The organism is Luteimonas yindakuii, assembly GCF_004803715.2.
Classification (GTDB): Bacteria; Pseudomonadota; Gammaproteobacteria; order Xanthomonadales; family Xanthomonadaceae; genus Luteimonas; species Luteimonas yindakuii.
Window position 1 is genome coordinate 1,735,331 of the sequence record NZ_CP039383.2, and the last position, 15,784, is coordinate 1,751,114.

Sequence of the window (15,784 nt, forward strand, 5' to 3'; positions counted from 1 at the left end):
CGGCCGCGGCTTTCAAGGGTCACGCCGCCGCCGGACGCCACGCGGCTAGACTGTGTTCACCCATTCCCGAGGATTCCCCCATGAGCGTGCAGCCCGGCGACCGCATTCCCGAAGTGGTGCTGAAGTACATCAACGACGGCGTGCAGGCGATCGACACGCCCACCCTGTTCCAGAGCCGCAACATGGTGCTGTTCGCGGTGCCGGGCGCGTTCACCCCGACCTGCTCCGAGCGCCACCTGCCGGGCTTCGTCGAACACTTCGACACGTTCCGCGCGCGCGGCATCGAAGTCGCCTGCGTCGCGGTCAACGATCCGTTCGTGATGCAGGCCTGGGGCGCGCAGCTCGGGGTGCCGGACGGACTGCGCATGCTGTCCGACGGCAACGGCGACTTCGCGCGCGCACTCGGTCTGGAGATGGACGCCAGCGCCTATGGCATGGGCCGGCGCGCCAAGCGCTTCGCGCTGTACGCGGAGGATGGCGTGATCCGGCACCTGTTCGTCGAGGCAGCGGGCGAGTTCAAGGTCTCGAGCGCGGAACACATGCTGGCCCAGCTCGACCAGGCTGCCGAAACGCCGGCATCCTGAAGCATTCACGGCTTCACCTGGGGGCAACGGCTGCTTCACGCCGGCTGACGGGGCCCGGCACGCAGGATATGCGTGCGGCACCGCCGGTGTTCCGCACCCCCCACAGGAGTCACTGATGAACAACCAGACGCAGGGTCAGAACCAGCAGCAGGGCGGCCAGGGCCAGCGGGACCAGCAGCAGAACCAGCAAGGGCAGCAGGGCCAGGACGGCCAGCAGCAGCGCCGTGAGACCCAGGGCATCCAGGACGAAGAGGAATAGGTCCTGCCCCTCCCCCCGCGACACCCGACGCCCGGCATCAGCCGGGCGTTGTCGTTCCGGCGCCCTGTGCCACCAATGCCGCGGCGAACCGGTCGAGCACCGGTTGCAGCTGCGCGACGGCGGCGGCCTCGCGCCCCGCCAGCAACCGCGCCACGGCATCCGCGTCCGGTCGCGGGCCGCGCCAGGCGAATGCGACCTGGTTGCGCATCCGGGCTTCCTCGACCACCAGCACCTGCGCGGCACCGAACACTGCCTGCAGGCGCTCGACATGCACGTCGGCCTCCGCCACGAACAGGTTCACCGACAGCGCACCGCCCGGCACCAGCGCGGCATGGCAATCGGCGTAGAAACGCGGTGTCGACAGCACCGGGGGAATGCCGGTCTCGTCGTAACCATCGACCAGCAACACGTCGTAACGGCCGGGACGCGCGGCCACGAACGCGGCGCCGTCGTCGACCAGCACCTGCAGGCGCCCGTCGTCATCGGGAATGCCGAATTCCCGCCGCAGCTCCACCACCCAGGGATTGTTCTCGACAACGTCCAGCGTGGCCTCGGGAAAATGCCGGTGGATGAACTTGGCCTGCGAGCCTCCGCCCAGGCCGATCATCGCGATGCGCGGGCGCGGCGGTGCCCACAGCAGCGCGGCCAGCATCGTGCGCGTGTAATCGATCAGCAGATGGTCCGGATCGTCGGCAACCATCCGGCTCTGGGTCTGGCGACGCGTGAAGTGCAACGCGGCGTAGCGCCCGTAGCGGCGCACCGAGGGTCTGCGTAGGCGCCGACCCGAGGCGTCGACCGGCCCGCGCAGGCGTTGCCACCAGCGCTGCAGCCACGCCGCGACGTTCCGGTTTCCGCCATCGTTGCCGCCTTCGTCGTGCACCTGTGATCCATCCTGCGCAAGGGCGCACAGCCTAGCGCGCACGCTGCAGGCATGCGATCCGTGCAACGCGGTTCCGGCGGCGCCGGTATGCTTCGCATGTTGTCCGCATCCGACGGGGGGAGGATGGACCAGCACATCGGCACAGCGACCGGCACCTCCGCGCCGGACATGGCTGCGCGTGCGCCACGGCGGATCTCGCGGCTGCCGCGGCGGGTCTATCCGTTCCGGGTGCTGGGGATGGGCCTGGCCGGCATCGCCTCGGCGGTGGTGCTCTACGAACGCCAGGCCGGCTGGCCCGCCTGGGGCTGGATGCTGGTGATCGCGCTGGCATGGCCACAACTGGCGTGGCTGCGTTCGCGCCGCAGCCGCGACCCCCATCGCACCGAAGTCGGCAACCTGCTCATGGACTCGGCGCTCGCGGGTTCGCTCGCCGCCCTCCTCCACTTCAACCTGCTGCCCAGCGTGCTGGTGCTGACGCTGGCCACGGTCGACAAGATCAGCACCGGCCTGCCGCGGCTGTGGCTGCGTTCGCTGCCGTGGATGCTGGGCGGTTTGCTGATCACCAGCCTGGCGACCGGCTTCGCCGCGGCGCCGCGCACGTCGATGGCGGTGATCGTGGCCTGCCTGCCGATGATGATCCTGCACACCATCGGCGTTGCCCTGGCCAGCCAGGACCTAGTGCAGCAGATCCGCGGCAAGAACCGCCAGCTCGACCTGCTCAGCCGCATCGACGGACTGACCGGAGTGACCAGCCGCCGTCACTGGCAGCAGCAGGCCGAAGCGCTGCTGGCCGAAGCACGCGTGCACGGGCGCGCCGCGCTGCTGATGATCGACATCGACCGCTTCAAGGACATCAACGACCACGTCGGCCACGCCGCCGGCGACGAGATCCTGCGCGCACTCGGCGAGATCCTGCTGCAATTGCAGGCGCGGCCAGGCCTGGCGGGCCGCTACGGCGGCGACGAGTTCGCACTGGTGGTGCCGGACGTGGATCACGCCGCAGCAGCGGCGCTGGCGGAGCGATTGCGCGCCACGGTGGCAGTGCGCACCGCGGGTGGGCCGGGCCCGGAGGCGACCATCAGTATCGGCCTTGCAATGGTGGACACCGCACACCGTTCGCTGCGTGACTGGATCGAGGCCGCGGATGCAGCGCTGTATCGCGCCAAGGGCGCCGGACGCAACTGCGTGGAGACCTCGCCCGGTTGACGCGTCTTCCGGCGGATTGCCGGACGGATGTGATCGATGCGGCGCCGGCCGGCACGCGATCACGGAGGTCCCGATTTCCCTAGACTGTGTGCATGGAAACCCGCTTCCACGCCACACCCTGGACCACCGACGTGGTGATCGTTGGCGCCGGCCCCGCGGGGCTGGCCCTGGCCTGTGCGCTGGCACCACTCGGGCTGCGCATCGAACTGGTCGAGCGGCAGCCACGGCATGCGATCGCCGAGCCGGCATTCGATGGCCGCGAGATCGCACTGACGCATGGTTCGATGCGGTTGCTGCGCGAACTCGGCATCTGGGCGCAGATCCCGGCCACCGCCATCTCGCCGCTGCGGACCGCACGCGTGATCGAGCGCGACGTCGCACGCGAGTTGCAGGTGGGAACGGCCGGGACCGGCCACGACCGGCTCGGCAGCCTGGTGTCGAACCAAGCCATCCGCGCCGCGGCGTGGCAGACGGTGCAGTCTCTTGCGGGCGTGCAGGTGCATGCGGCGGCAGCGGTGGATGCCGTGCATACGGACGCACGCGCCGCCGAGGTGCGGCTGGCCGATGGACGCGTGCTGCGCGCCGGCCTGCTGGTCGCGGCGGACAGCCGCTTCTCGCAGACACGCCAAGCGCTGGGCATCGGCGCGGACATGCACGATTTCGGTCGCCATATGCTGGTCTGCCGGATGCGCCACGAGGTCGCCAACGACGCTGCGGCCTGGCAGTGGTTCGGCGATGCACAGACGCGCGCGCTGCTGCCGCTGGAGCCGCACCTGTCTTCGGTGGTGCTCACCCTCACCGGCGCCGGGGCGCAGCGGATGGAGCGCCTCGATGACGACGCGTTCGCGCGCGAGGTGGAACAGCGTTTCGAACACCGCCTGGGCGCGATGACCCCCGTGAGCACGCGTCACCGCTACCCGTTGACCACGGTGTACGCACGCCGCTTCGTGGCCACGCGCGCCGCGCTCGTGGGCGATGCCGCGGTGGGCATGCATCCGGTCACCGCGCACGGCTTCAACCTGGGCCTGGCCAGCGTCGAACGGCTGGCGGGTGTGGTACGCGATGCGCTGCAGCGGCATGCCGACCCTGCCCACCCGCGCGCGCTCGCGATGTACCAGCGTCGCCACCGCCGTGGCTCGCTGCCGCTTTTCCTTGCTACGGCAACCGTCGCCGGCCTGTACGGCGACGACCGCGCGTCCATGAGCGCCGCGCCGCTGCCGCGCTCGAGGCTGCCGCACGCCTCACCCCGTTCCGGCGCGCGCTGGCGGCCGGGCTGGTCGACGATGGCCCGGTGGACGTCACTCCCGCGCACCGCGTCCGCGAGGCGCTGCGCTGGCTGCGCCCCGGGTAATCGACGTGCGATGCAAATGCGCTGGCGTCATGGCCAGCCGCCATCGCCCATGGGAACATGCACGCCATGCAGACCATCCATTTCGATCTCGAAGGCGAATACGTCGAACTCAACCAGCTGCTGAAGCTGGTCGGCCTGGTCGACAGCGGCGGTGCCGGCAAGGCGCTGGTGGCGGCCGGTGCGGTGCGTGTGGATGGCACGATCGAATCGCGCAAGACCGCGAAGATCCGTGCCGGGCAGCAGGTGCAGCTCGACGGCGTCGACATCCGCGTCAAGTGAGGCGGTCGCCACGCTGCGTGGACGTCGCTGAACACATTCGGCGCGCGTCCACGGATTGCTAATGCGGCCTTGGCCAGCATGGCCGCATGACACCATCCAACGCAGCGGCCGGTGCACGCGTCCGGCAATCAGGTTTTTTCCTTCATGACACACGTCTCGTCGCGGCATCACCATGTGACGAATGGGATCTGGTGATCGGCGACGGGCCGGTGGTGGCCGCGGCCATCCACGACGGTCATGCGATGCGCCCTTCCCTGCAGCGGCATCTCGCCATCGACACCGCGAGCCGGCGCCGCGACGAGGATCCGTTGACTGGATTGTTCACCGGCGTCGGCGACGTGCGCCTACGCGCGCGCCGTTCGCGCTTCGAGGTCGACCTCAACCGCCCACGCGAGACGGCGCTGTCCAGCAATCCTGAAGACACCTGGGGCATCCGCTTCTGGCGCGATGACCTGCCGCATGACGAGCTGCAGGCATCGCTTGCCGCGCACGATCGCTTCTACGCGATGGTCACGGAACTGTTCGATGCGCTGCTCGATCGCCACCGCAGCCTGCTGGTGATCGACCTGCACAGCTACAACCACCGTCGCGACGGGCCCGACAGTTGCGCGCCGGCTGATGGCAATCCCGATATCGACCTCGGTGTCACTACGCTCGACCGCGCCCGCTGGGGTGACGCGGTGCATGCCTTCGCCGAGGCCATGCGCTCGGCGCCGGTGGCGGGTGGCGCGCCGGACGTGCGCGAGAACGTGCGCTATCCGGGCGGCGGTCATTTCCCGGAATGGATCCATGCACGCTACGGCAGCCGCATCTGCACGATCTCCATCGAGTACAAAAAGACCTTCATGGACGAGTGGACCGGGCATGCCGACATTGCCCGTCTCTACGACCTGCAGGCGGGACTGGAACGGGCAGTGGCCGCGGTGCGCCCGGAATTCGGGCGGTGACTGCAGTCGCCACGCCACCGAGGCCATTGCCACCGATCGCGGCCGAGGTGGACGCCGCGCTCGCACGCATGGACGCCGAGCTCGACTGGCTGATGGCGCTGTCGCCGATCGGCAATGTCGAGCTCTGGCAGGCCTTCGATGCCAGCGGCCGCACCGCGATGCCCGAGCTGCGCTACATCGACCTGGACATCGACCTGCAGGCGACGCGGCAACGGCTGCTTGCGCTGCGCGTGGACGAGGTCGAGTCGCCGCTGCTTTCCGGCCTGCTGGCCGAGAAGCAGCGCGAACTCGACCGCCAGCTGGAACTGGTGCGCCTGCGTGGCACCGACGGCTTCGTCAACGCCAGCCTCGACCTGTTCGGTGGTGTGGAGCCGCCGTTGCTGGAGCTCGCGCGGGAGATCCTCCGCGACGTGGATGCTGGCGTCGCCCTCCAGGCCGATGCCGGCATCGACGAATTCATGGCCGCGCTGGAGGCGGAGCTGGACTGGTACCACGCGCAGTCTGCGGACTTCCATGCCGAGGTGGTGGTCGACACCGACCTCAACTCGCTGATGCTGGTCAACCACGGCACGTTCTACGTCGACGGCAACCTGCGCATTCCGCATGCGCGCGTGCAGCCGCTGATCCAGCACGAGATCGGCACCCACGTGGTCACCCGTCACAACGGCGCGCGCCAGCCACTCACGCAGTTGAAGGTGGGCCTGGCCCATTACGACCCGCTGCAGGAAGGTCTCGGCGTGCTTGCGGAGTTCCTCGCCGGCTACCTCCCGGGCGAACGCCTGCGCGTGCTGGCGGCGCGGGTGGTCGCCGTGGACATGGCACTGCAAGGCGAAGGCGTGCCGGCGATCTTCGACGTGCTGCACAACAGCCACGCACTGCCGACCGACGATGCCTTCGACGTCGCGGTGCGCGCGGTGCGCGGTGGCGGCCTCAGCAAGGACGCCGTCTACCTGCGCGGCCTGCGCGACCTCGTCGACTACCTGCATGACGACGGCGACTTCGAGGCACTGCTGGTCGGCAAGTTCGCGCTGTCGCACCGCGTGGTGCTCGAGCAGCTGATGGCCGAGGGCTGGGTGGTCGGACCCGAGCTGCTGCCGCGCTACGTCACCGACCCGGCATTCGCCGGCAGGCTCGAACTGTGCCGCAGCCTCCCCGTCCAGCACCTCCACCACACGGAACCCGCAACATGACCCCCACACCGATCGCGCTCGGCTTCGTCGTCAACGACGTGGCCACCGAGCAGGACAACTACACCACCATCCGGCTGGCCCGCCGCGCCTGCGCCCGCGGCCACCGCGTCGCGATCATCGGGCTGGGCGACTTCACCTACGACGCGACCGGCTGCGTGCGTGCCTCGGCCTGCATCCCGCAACGCAGTGACTACGTGGACGATGCCGACCTGCTGGCCGAACTGCAGGGCGACGATGTCACTCGCGAGCGCATTTCGGTCGAGGAGCTCGACGTGCTGATGCTGCGCAGCGATCCGGCCGAGGAACTGGAGACCCGTCCCTGGGCGCCCAACAGCGCGCTGCTGTTCGCGCAGCTCGTGGCGGCGCGGCATGTCATCGTCCTCAACGACCCGACGCGCCTGACCGACGCGTCGAACAAGACCTACTTCCAGCATTTCCCCGAGGAGCTGCGTCCGGAAACCTGCATCACCCTGGATCCCGACGAGATCAAGTCGTTCATCGCCGCGCACGACGGCTACGGCGTGATCAAGCCGCTGCAGGGCTCAGGCGGCCAGAGCGTGTTCGTGGTGACGCCGGACAGCGGCGCCAACCTCAACCAGATGATCGACGCGGTGGTGCGCGACGGCTACGCGATCGCGCAGGAATACCTGCCGCGCGCTGCCGACGGCGACCTGCGCCTGCTCACGCTCAATGGCAAGCCGCTGCAGGTCGACGGCACGTACGCATGCATCCGTCGCTACAACGACAGCGGCGACGCGCGCAGCAACATCAGCGCCGGCGGCAAGTACGAAGCCGCGGTGCCGGATGCCGATGCCCTGCGGCTGGCGGAAATCGCCGCGCCCAAGCTGATCCGCGACGGCATGTACTTCGCCGGCCTCGATATCGTTGGTGACCGCATGATGGAGATCAACGTCGACACGCCGGGCGGCATCAACATGATCGAGGAACTCACGGGCGTCGATTTCAGCGGCCACATCATCGAGGACCTCGAGCGCAAGGTCCGGCTGCGCGACCAGTACGACCGCACGCTCGGCAACGTCGAGCTGGCGATGCTGTAACGCCGTCAGGCCTTGCGCAGGAACTCGGTCTTCACCACCAGGCCCCTGATCTTCTCCGAGTGGCCTTCGACATGCGTCGGGTCGCCCTCGACCAGACGGATGTTGCGGATCACCGTGCCCTGCTTGAGCGGGATCGACGAGCCCTTGACCTTGAGGTCCTTGATCACCACGACGGTATCGCCGGCAACCAGCAGGTTGCCGTTGCTGTCGCGCACCGTGTCACCGGCTTCGCCATCCTGGGGTGAATCCGACCACTCGTGCCCGCACTCCGGGCAGACCAGCAGGCCGCGATCGGCATAGGTGTGCGCGCCGCCGCACTGTGGACAAGCGGGATGGTCGGACATGGTCGGCTCCGGCAACAGCAACGCCGCATTGTAGCGCTAGCCGCCTGATGCGGCCCCGGCGCGTGCGGCCAGCACGCGCTGCACGTCCGCCCAACCGAGGCCGCGTGCGCGCAACAGCACGACGAGGTGGTAGAGCAGATCCGCGGCCTCGCCGAGCAACGCACCGTCACCCTCGGCGACCGCGGCCAGCGCGGTTTCCACACCCTCCTCGCCGACCTTCTGCGCGATGCGGCGCACGCCGCCGGCAAACAGTCGTGCGGTATAGCTGGCATCGGCGGGCGCATCCACCCGCGAGGCGACCAGCGCATCGAGCGCGGCCATCACGTCGTGCGGTGCGTCCACGAAACAGCTGGCGCGCCCGAGGTGGCAGGTCGGGCCACGCGGCCGCGCACGCACCAGCAGGGCGTCGCTGTCGCAGTCGGTTTCGATGGCGACCAGCTCCAGCGTGTTGCCGGAGGTTTCGCCCTTGGTCCACAGGCGATTACGGCTGCGACTGAAGAACGTCACCTGCCGCGTCGCGCACGTCGCCTGCAGCGCCTGGCGATCCATATAGCCCAGCATCAGCACGCGCAGGCTGTCGGCGTCCTGCACCACGGCAGGCAGCAGCCCGCCGCTCTTGTTCCAGTCGAGGCTGTCGATGTCGATCGTGGTGGTCATATGTTGCCGCCCTCCCCGGCAGTGGAGTCGCGGGCTGCGGGCGCAGGTCGCACCGCGATGCCCGCATCGGAAAGATGCACCTTGAGTTCCGGGATCAGCACCGTGCCGCTGTGGAACACGCTGGCGGCGAGGGCTGCATCCACATCCGCGTCGCGGAACACGTCGACGAAATGCGCCGCGGTGCCGGCGCCACCCGACGCGACCAGCGGCACGCGACAGACCGCGCGCGCGGCACGCAGCTGTTCGATGTCGTAGCCGTTGCGCACGCCGTCGCTGCCCATGCAGTTGAGGACGATCTCGCCGGCGCCGAGCGCCTGTGCCTCGAGCAGCCAGTCGAGCGTGCGGCGCCCGGGCGCGCGCGTCCTTGCGGGGTCACCGGTGTGGCTGCGCACGCGCCATTCGCCGTCCGCCTCGCGCACCGAATCCACACCCACGACCACGCACTGCACCCCGAACTCGCTGGCGAGTTCGCCGATCAGTGCCGGCCGCTCGAGCGCGGGTGTGTTGATCGAGATCTTGTCGGCGCCGGCCTGCAGCACCGCGCGTGCAGTGGCCACGTCGCGGATGCCACCGGCCACGCAGAACGGAATGTCGAGCAGGCGCGAAACGCGGCGGATCCACTCGCGATCCACCGAGCGTCCCTGCGGACTGGCGGCGATGTCGTAGAACACCAGTTCGTCGGCGCCGGCGTCGCGATAGCGCATCGCCAGCTCGACGATGTCGCCCATGTCCACGTGGTCGCGGAAGCGCACGCCCTTGACCACGCGTCCATCGAGCACGTCCAGGCAGGGCACGATGCGTCGGCTCAGCATGGCGCGACGTCCAGTGCTTCGGCCACGGTGAACCGGCCCTCGAGCAGCGCGCGACCGAGCACGATGCCGGCGCAGCCCTGCGCGCGCGCGGCGGCGATGTCATCGAGCCGGTGCACGCCGCCCGATGCCTGCACCGACAGCGCGGGCGCAAGATCGCGCAGGTGCGCATACAGGGCGGGGTTGGGCCCGGCCAGCATGCCGTCGCGGTCGATGTCGGTGCTCAGCAGGTGCACGAGCCCCGCCTGCGCGTAACGCAGGGACAGCGCGTCCAGGGTTTCGCCACCGGTCTCGGTCCAGCCATGCACCGGCAGGCGCCACACGCCACGAGGGTCGCGGCGGGTATCCAGTGCAATGGTGACGCGGTCGGCGCCGAACTCCAGCAGCCAGGCTTCGACCAGCTCCGGCGAACGCACCGCCAGCGAACCGACCACGACCCGCGTGGCGCCGGCGTCGAGCAGCGCGGCAACGTCGTCGCGCGAGCGCACGCCACCACCGGTCTGCACACGCAAGTCCGTAGCGGCGACGATCGCCCGCAACAACGGCGCAAGCGTGTAGTGGCCGACACGCGCGGCATCCAGGTCGACCAGGTGCAGCCATCGTGCGCCCTGCGCCGCGTAGTCGCGCGCCACCGCGATCGGTTCGTCGGCATAGCGGGTCTCGCGGGCGTAGTCGCCCTGGCGCAACCGGACCACGCGCCCTTCGCGTACGTCGATTGCCGGATAGATCGTGAAGTCGTTGGAGGTCACAGCCCGTTCTCGAGAAAGTTGCGCAGCAGGCGTGCGCCGACGTCGGCGGAGCGTTCCGGATGGAACTGCGCGCCGGCCACGTTGCCGCGCTGCACGACGCCGGCGAACGCGTCGCCATGCGTGCAGGCCAGCACGCAGTCGTCGGTGACCGGTGCGGCATAGCTGTGGACGAAATAGGCCTGTGCGCCAGCACCGATCCCCGCCACCAGCGGCGAGGGCCGTACCGGGGCCAGGGTGTTCCAGCCCATGTGCGGCACCCGCACGCCCTCGCCTTCGCGCAGGCGCGTCACCCTGCCGGGCAGCAGGCCCAGGCAGGCGGTGTCGTCTTCGGCGGAGTGCTCGAACAGCAACTGCATGCCGACGCAGACACCCAGCAGCGGCGTGCGCAGTTCGCGCAGCGCGTCGACCAGTGCCAGCTCGCACAGCCGGCGCATGACCGTGGCCGCGGTGCTCACGCCTGGCAGGATCACGCGGTCGGCCGCGTGCAGCACCGCCGCATCGGTGGTGAGCTCGGGCTCCACGCCCAGTCGCTGCAGCGCATACACCACGGAGCCGAGGTTGGCCCCGCCGGCATCCACCACGGCGAGCCGCATCAGAGCACTCCCTTGGTGCTGGGCAGGCCGGCACCCTCGCGCCGCAGCGCCTGTCGTAGCGCACGCGCCACGGCCTTGAACATCGCCTCGATCTTGTGGTGGTCGTTGTCGCCACGCACCTGCAGGTGCAGGTTGAGGCCGGCCGCTTCACACAGCGAACGGAAGAAGTGCGCGACCAGTTCCGTCGGTAGATCACCGACACGCTCACGCCGGAACTCGCCATCGAACACGAAGTAGGCGCGGCCGCTGAAGTCGAGTGCGGCCCGCGCCAGGGTCTCGTCCATCGGCAGCGTGAAGCCGGCCCGCGGCCCGCTTGCTGCGGGCAACGGATCGTCCGGCGGATCGAAGCCGTAGCGGCCGATTCCGCGCTTGCTCCCCAGCGCCTGGCGCAAGGCCTGTCCGAGCGCGAGGCCGGTGTCCTCGACGGTGTGGTGCTCGTCGATATGCAGGTCGCCCTGCGCCTCGATCTCCAGCGCGAAGCCGCCATGCTTGCCGAGCTGGTCGAGCATGTGGTTGAAGAACGCCAGACCGGTGCTGACGCGTGGTTCGCCGGCGAGGTCGAGGTCGAGCGCGACGCGGATCGAGGTCTCGCGCGTGGTGCGTTGCACCCGTGCCGTGCGCGGCGCGTCCACCAGCGCGTGCGCGATGCCCGCCCAGTCCCACTCGCCGCCGAACTGCGGGGTGCGCAGCTGGAAGCCGCGGATGCCCATGTTGGCGGCGAAGGCGATGTCGGTATCGCGATCGCCGACCATCGCCGAGCGCGCAAGGTCGATGCCGCGATCATGCAGATAGTGCATCGCCAGGCCGATTCCGGGCTTGCGCGTCGGCAGGCCTTCGCTGGCGAAGCTGCGGTCGATCAGCGTTTCCCGGAACCGGATGCCCTGGCTTTCGAAGATCTGCAGCATCAGCGCATGTGGCCCGTCGAAGTCGGCCTGCGGGAACGCCTCGGTGCCCAGGCCGTCCTGGTTGGTCACCATCACGAATTCCCAGCCGGCATCGCGCAGCTTCAGCAATGCCGGGATGACACCCGGAAACAGCCGCAGTTTTCCGTAGGCATCGATCTGGAAGTCGTCGGGTTCCTCGATCAGCGTGCCGTCGCGGTCGACGAAGAGGATCGGCGTACTCATCGGGAAGCTCCTTCGCCGGGCAGCCGCTGGGCGCCGGCCTCCATGCATTGCGCGCTGCTGGTCACCGACTGCTGATCACGGGGGGCGCCGAACACGTCGAGCACCCGGTCGTTCTGTTCCGGTGTGCCGATGCTGATCCGCAGCGCGTCACCGAGCTGCGCCGCACCACGCTGGTCGCGTACGACGATTCCTGCGGCGAGCAGGCCTGCGAACGCACCTTCGGCATCGATGCAGCGCACCAGCAGGAAGTTGCCGTCGGATGGATAGACCCGACGCACGCCCGGCGCCCGCAGCAATCCGTCGAACAGCCGGGTGCGCTCGCTGCATACCGCTTCGATGCGGCGCTGCGTTTCGCACAGTGCTCCAGCCGAAAGCGCCGCGCAGGCCAGCGCCACCGATGGCACCGGCAACGGATACGGCGCCTGGCAGCGTCGCAGCAGCGCGATCAGCTGCGGGTGGCCGATGGCAACGCCGACCCGTGCCCCCGCCAGCGCATGCGCCTTGGACAGGGTGCGCAACACGACAAGGTTCTCGTGGGCTGCAAGCAGGCCCAGCGCCGATACCTGCGAGGAGAACTCCGCGTAGGCCTCGTCCACCACCACGAGTGCCTGCCCGCGCAGGGCCTCGGCGACCCGTGCGATCGCCTCCGCTGCGATCGCTGCACCGGTGGGGTTGGCCGGCGAACAGAGGAACACGATCCGCGCCCGACGTTCGCGCGCGATGTCGACCACGCGCACGAGGTCCGGCATGAAGCCGCCGGCACCCTCGACCAGCGGCACTTCCACGAATGCTGCGCCCTGGAGCCGCGCCGCGACCGCGTACATGCCGAACACCGGTGGCGTCGCGAGCACGGCGTCCACGCCAGGGCGGCATGTGGCGCGTACCAGCAGGTCGATGGCCTCGTCGCTGCCACGCCCGACCAGCAGCTGCGCGCCATCCACCCGGTACAGCGCGGCCAGCGCATCGACCAGCGCCTGCGGCTGCGGTTCGGGATAGCGCCGACACGCACCATCCACGTCCGCGGCGTTCGGCCACGGCGCCTCGTTCGCATTGAGCCAGTCGCGGCCCTGCAGACGGGTGCTGCGTGCCGAACCGTAGCCGGCGAAATCGCGGAGATCCTCGCGCACCAGGTCGAGCACGCTCATGCCCGTGCCTCCGGCAACCGCCGGCGCACCGCGTTGGCGTGCGCTTCCAGCCCTTCCGCTGCGGCGATGGTCACCGCATCCGGGCCGATCGCGGCGACGCCGGCCGGCGTGGCGGCCTGCACGCTGATGGTCTTCTGGAACGCCGCCACGCTGACCCCACTCCACGCGTGCGCGGCACCATCGGTGGGCAGCACGTGGTTGGTGCCGCTGCAGTAGTCACCCAGCGCTTCGGGCGTGTGGTCGCCGAGGAAGATCGAGCCGGCCGAGGTGACGCGGCCGAGCCAGCGGCGCGGTTCGCGCAGGGCGAGGATCAGGTGTTCCGGCGCGTAGAGGTTGGACAGCGCGAATGCATCCTCAAGGTCTTCGACCTCCACCAGTCGGGAACGCTGCAAGGCCTGCCGCGCGATGTCGGCGCGTGGCAGCGCTTCGAGCTGACGTGCCAGTGCCGCTTCCACCGCGGCCAGCAGCGCCGGCGCATCCGAGACCAGCAGCACCTGAGAGTCCGGGCCATGTTCGGCCTGCGACAGCAGGTCGGCGGCGACGAACTCCGCGTCGGCGCCGGCGTCGGCGATCACCAGCACTTCTGACGGACCGGCCGGCAGGTCGATGGCGACGTCACCCGCCTGCGCAAGCTGACGCTTGGCCTCGGTGACCCAGGCATTGCCCGGCCCGAACACCTTGTCGCATGCCGGCACTTCGGCGGTACCGAGCGCGAGCGCTGCGATCGCCTGCGCGCCGCCGAGCTTGAACACACGATGCACGCCGGTCATGCGCGCGGCCACCAGCACGGCGGGATCAGCACTGCCATCGCGACGTGGCGGCGTGCACAGCACCACCTGCGCACAACCGGCAAGACGCGCCGGCACACCGAGCATCAATGCGGTTGAGGGCAGTGGCGCACTGCCGGCCGGCACGTACAGGCCGACACGGGCGATCGGCCGCACCAGCCGTTCGCAGACCACGCCGGGCGCGGTCTCGACGCTGTATTCCTGCAGGCCGCCCGGCGCGTGGAAGGCCTCGATGCGCGCGGCCGCGCGGGCCATCGCCTCGCGCAGGGCCACGGGGACCATCGCCTCGGCGGCGGCGAACTCGGCCTCGCCGACCTCGAACGCTTGCAGTTCGACGCCATCCAGCCGTGCGGTGATCGCGCGCAGCGCGGCGTCGCCATCACGCCGCACCTCGTCGACAATGGCGGCGACGGATTGCGCCAGTGCCTGTGCCCCGTCGCGGACCGGCCGCTGCAGTACGCGCAGGCGTTCTGCGTTGTCCAGCGCGGACCAGCGCACGCGCTGCGCGGTCCCTGCGGTGTCGACGCAGGCGTTCATGCCAGCGTCCTCTCGACCGGCAGCACCATCAGTCCGCGTGCGCCGGCCTGGCGCAGGTCTTCCAGCCGTTGCCAGGTCATGGTGCCGCGGCACAGCGTCTGCAACGCCAGCGTGTCCTGGCCATCAAGCTGCATCACGGTCGGCGGCTCGGCATCGGGCAACAGCTTCATCAGCGCGGGGACGGCCTCGCGCGTGGTCTGGAACATCAGCAGGCGGCTGTCGCGCAGCCGCAGCACGCCGTCCATGCGCCGCAGCAGCAGGGCCATCAGCTCCGCGCGGGCATCGGTGAACGCACGCACGGGACCGGCGAGTACCGCCTCGCTCTGCAGCAGCGTGAGCACCGGGCGCAGCTGGTTGGCGGCCAGGGTGGCGCCGCTCGACACCAGGTCGCAGATCACGTCCGCCTGGCCCAGCCGCGGCGCGATCTCCACCGAGCCCGACAGCAGCACGACGTCGGCGGCGATGCCCTGCCCCTCCAGCCACTGGCGCACGAGGTGCGGATAGCTGGTCGCGATGCGCCGCCCGGTGAGCTGGGCCGGACCGTTCCAGTCCCAGCCATCGGGCACGGCGATGTCGAGCCGGCAGCCGCCGAAGCCCAGCGTGCGCAGCTCGCGCGCGACCTCGGGCAGCGACTCGGCCGCACGCCCGGCCGCCTGCTCGGCCAGCACGTTGCGACCGACGATGCCGAGGTCGCAGACACCATCGGCGAGCAGGCCCGGGATGTCGTCGTCGCGCACGAGCAGCAGGTCGATCGGCAGCGTCTCGCCGTAGCAGAACAGGCGGTCGCGGCTCTCGCGGAAGTCGAGGCCGCAGGAGGCAAGCAGGGCACGGGACGGCTCGCCAAGGCGGCCGCTTTTCTGGATGGCAATGCGCAGACGGTCGCGCACCGCCGCGGGGGCGGTCGGGCTCATGGGGGTCCGGTCAATGGGAGGGAACGAGGTGCGGGAACTGGCGACGCGCGGCGGCGGCATAGCCGCCCTCGCCGTGGCCCAGCGTGCGTGCGACGCGACCGACGGTGGTCACGCTGACGCGGGTGCGCTCGTGGATCTCGCGGTACGGCACGCCCTCGAGCAGCAGCGGCACCACCTTCCAGCGGTCCGACATGGCCTCGAGTTCGGCCGGCGTACACAGGTCACGCAGGAACGCGGCGACTTCCTCCGCGTTCTGCAGCGAGGCGAACGCCTCGGCCAACCCCTGCATGGAGGCTTCGATGTCGTAACGCGGCAGGGGATCGGGTCGCTGTTTCATCGAGCTAATGTAATAACGCGTTAGCGCATTATG

General features: G+C 69.9%; 18 protein-coding genes and 1 pseudogene. 8 read left to right on the forward strand and 11 right to left on the reverse strand.

What is annotated here, in order from left to right; all coding sequences use genetic code 11:
* Nucleotides 1-80 precede the first annotated feature (80 nt).
* The gene (locus E5843_RS07925; RefSeq protein ID WP_141065876.1) at nt 81-584 is read left to right on the forward strand and encodes a peroxiredoxin; all 504 of its coding nucleotides are present in this window, start codon (nt 81-83) and stop codon (nt 582-584) included.
* A 115-nt stretch (nt 585-699) separates the two neighbouring features.
* Nucleotides 700-843 carry a hypothetical protein gene (locus tag E5843_RS14140; protein ID WP_166432720.1) on the forward strand — a complete coding sequence of 48 codons (144 nt, stop codon included), beginning with the start codon at nt 700-702 and terminating at the stop codon, nt 841-843.
* Between the two features lie 37 nt (nt 844-880).
* Here the strand turns inward: E5843_RS14140 and E5843_RS07930 are convergent, their stop codons facing one another.
* Nucleotides 881-1,723: a spermine/spermidine synthase domain-containing protein gene (locus E5843_RS07930; RefSeq protein ID WP_141065877.1), complete on the reverse strand. Its 843-nt coding sequence runs from the start codon at nt 1,721-1,723 to the stop codon at nt 881-883.
* Between the two features lie 123 nt (nt 1,724-1,846).
* Here E5843_RS07930 and E5843_RS07935 point away from each other — a divergent pair, with 123 nt between their 5' ends.
* The 6 genes from E5843_RS07935 to E5843_RS07960 all read left to right on the forward strand — a co-directional run bounded on the left by E5843_RS07935 (nt 1,847) and on the right by E5843_RS07960 (nt 7,754).
* Nucleotides 1,847-2,929 (forward strand): diguanylate cyclase domain-containing protein, encoded by a 1,083-nt coding sequence (locus E5843_RS07935; RefSeq protein ID WP_244240746.1) that lies wholly within the window; start codon nt 1,847-1,849, stop codon nt 2,927-2,929.
* A gap of 92 nt (nt 2,930-3,021) precedes the next feature.
* On the forward strand, nt 3,022-4,404 hold the full coding sequence (gene ubiM, locus E5843_RS07940; protein ID WP_341867476.1) for a 5-demethoxyubiquinol-8 5-hydroxylase UbiM: 1,383 nt from the start codon (nt 3,022-3,024) through the stop codon (nt 4,402-4,404).
* Nucleotides 4,347-4,559 (forward strand): RNA-binding S4 domain-containing protein, encoded by a 213-nt coding sequence (locus tag E5843_RS07945; protein WP_136412335.1) that lies wholly within the window; start codon nt 4,347-4,349, stop codon nt 4,557-4,559. Before ubiM ends, E5843_RS07945 begins: the two co-directional genes overlap by 58 nt.
* An 86-nt stretch (nt 4,560-4,645) precedes the next feature.
* Nucleotides 4,646-5,506, forward strand: a complete 861-nt coding sequence (locus E5843_RS07950) for an N-formylglutamate amidohydrolase (protein WP_136412336.1) — start codon at nt 4,646-4,648, stop codon at nt 5,504-5,506.
* Complete coding sequence (locus E5843_RS07955) at nt 5,503-6,696, forward strand: tyrosine/phenylalanine carboxypeptidase domain-containing protein (RefSeq protein WP_166815946.1); 1,194 nt, start codon at nt 5,503-5,505, stop codon at nt 6,694-6,696. The genes E5843_RS07950 and E5843_RS07955 overlap by 4 nt, the downstream gene beginning before the upstream one ends.
* Nucleotides 6,693-7,754: an ATP-grasp domain-containing protein gene (locus E5843_RS07960; protein ID WP_208542744.1), complete on the forward strand. Its 1,062-nt coding sequence runs from the start codon at nt 6,693-6,695 to the stop codon at nt 7,752-7,754. The genes E5843_RS07955 and E5843_RS07960 overlap by 4 nt, the downstream gene beginning before the upstream one ends.
* A 5-nt stretch (nt 7,755-7,759) precedes the next feature.
* Here the strand turns inward: E5843_RS07960 and E5843_RS07965 are convergent, their stop codons facing one another.
* The 10 genes and pseudogenes from E5843_RS07965 to E5843_RS08010 form a co-directional block, all read right to left on the reverse strand.
* Complete coding sequence (locus E5843_RS07965; RefSeq protein ID WP_136412338.1) at nt 7,760-8,098, reverse strand: zinc ribbon domain-containing protein YjdM; 339 nt, start codon at nt 8,096-8,098, stop codon at nt 7,760-7,762.
* Nucleotides 8,099-8,134: 36 nt separating this feature from the next.
* Nucleotides 8,135-8,755, reverse strand: coding sequence for a bifunctional phosphoribosyl-AMP cyclohydrolase/phosphoribosyl-ATP diphosphatase HisIE (gene hisIE, locus E5843_RS07970; RefSeq protein ID WP_136412339.1), 621 nt, complete (start codon nt 8,753-8,755; stop codon nt 8,135-8,137).
* On the reverse strand, nt 8,752-9,567 hold the full coding sequence (hisF, locus tag E5843_RS07975; protein ID WP_141065878.1) for an imidazole glycerol phosphate synthase subunit HisF: 816 nt from the start codon (nt 9,565-9,567) through the stop codon (nt 8,752-8,754). The genes hisIE and hisF overlap by 4 nt, the downstream gene beginning before the upstream one ends.
* Nucleotides 9,561-10,313: a 1-(5-phosphoribosyl)-5-[(5-phosphoribosylamino)methylideneamino]imidazole-4-carboxamide isomerase gene (gene hisA, locus E5843_RS07980; protein ID WP_141065879.1), complete on the reverse strand. Its 753-nt coding sequence runs from the start codon at nt 10,311-10,313 to the stop codon at nt 9,561-9,563. The genes hisF and hisA overlap by 7 nt, the downstream gene beginning before the upstream one ends.
* Nucleotides 10,310-10,909, reverse strand: a complete 600-nt coding sequence (gene hisH / locus E5843_RS07985; RefSeq protein WP_136412340.1) for an imidazole glycerol phosphate synthase subunit HisH — start codon at nt 10,907-10,909, stop codon at nt 10,310-10,312. The genes hisA and hisH overlap by 4 nt, the downstream gene beginning before the upstream one ends.
* Nucleotides 10,906-12,033 carry a bifunctional histidinol-phosphatase/imidazoleglycerol-phosphate dehydratase HisB gene (hisB, locus tag E5843_RS07990; protein WP_136412341.1) on the reverse strand — a complete coding sequence of 376 codons (1,128 nt, stop codon included), beginning with the start codon at nt 12,031-12,033 and terminating at the stop codon, nt 10,906-10,908. The genes hisH and hisB overlap by 4 nt, the downstream gene beginning before the upstream one ends.
* A 77-nt stretch (nt 12,034-12,110) precedes the next feature.
* Nucleotides 12,111-13,178: pseudogene (gene hisC / locus E5843_RS07995) on the reverse strand (histidinol-phosphate transaminase); the annotation flags it as partial.
* Entirely contained in the window at nt 13,175-14,503 is a 1,329-nt protein-coding gene (gene hisD / locus E5843_RS08000) for a histidinol dehydrogenase (protein ID WP_136412343.1), read from the reverse strand. The pseudogene hisC and the gene hisD, both read right to left, overlap by 4 nt.
* Nucleotides 14,500-15,414 carry an ATP phosphoribosyltransferase gene (hisG, locus tag E5843_RS08005; protein WP_141065880.1) on the reverse strand — a complete coding sequence of 305 codons (915 nt, stop codon included), beginning with the start codon at nt 15,412-15,414 and terminating at the stop codon, nt 14,500-14,502. The genes hisD and hisG overlap by 4 nt, the downstream gene beginning before the upstream one ends.
* A gap of 10 nt (nt 15,415-15,424) precedes the next feature.
* Nucleotides 15,425-15,751, reverse strand: a complete 327-nt coding sequence (locus E5843_RS08010; protein ID WP_134673499.1) for a YerC/YecD family TrpR-related protein — start codon at nt 15,749-15,751, stop codon at nt 15,425-15,427.
* Between the last annotated feature and the right edge of the window lie 33 nt (nt 15,752-15,784).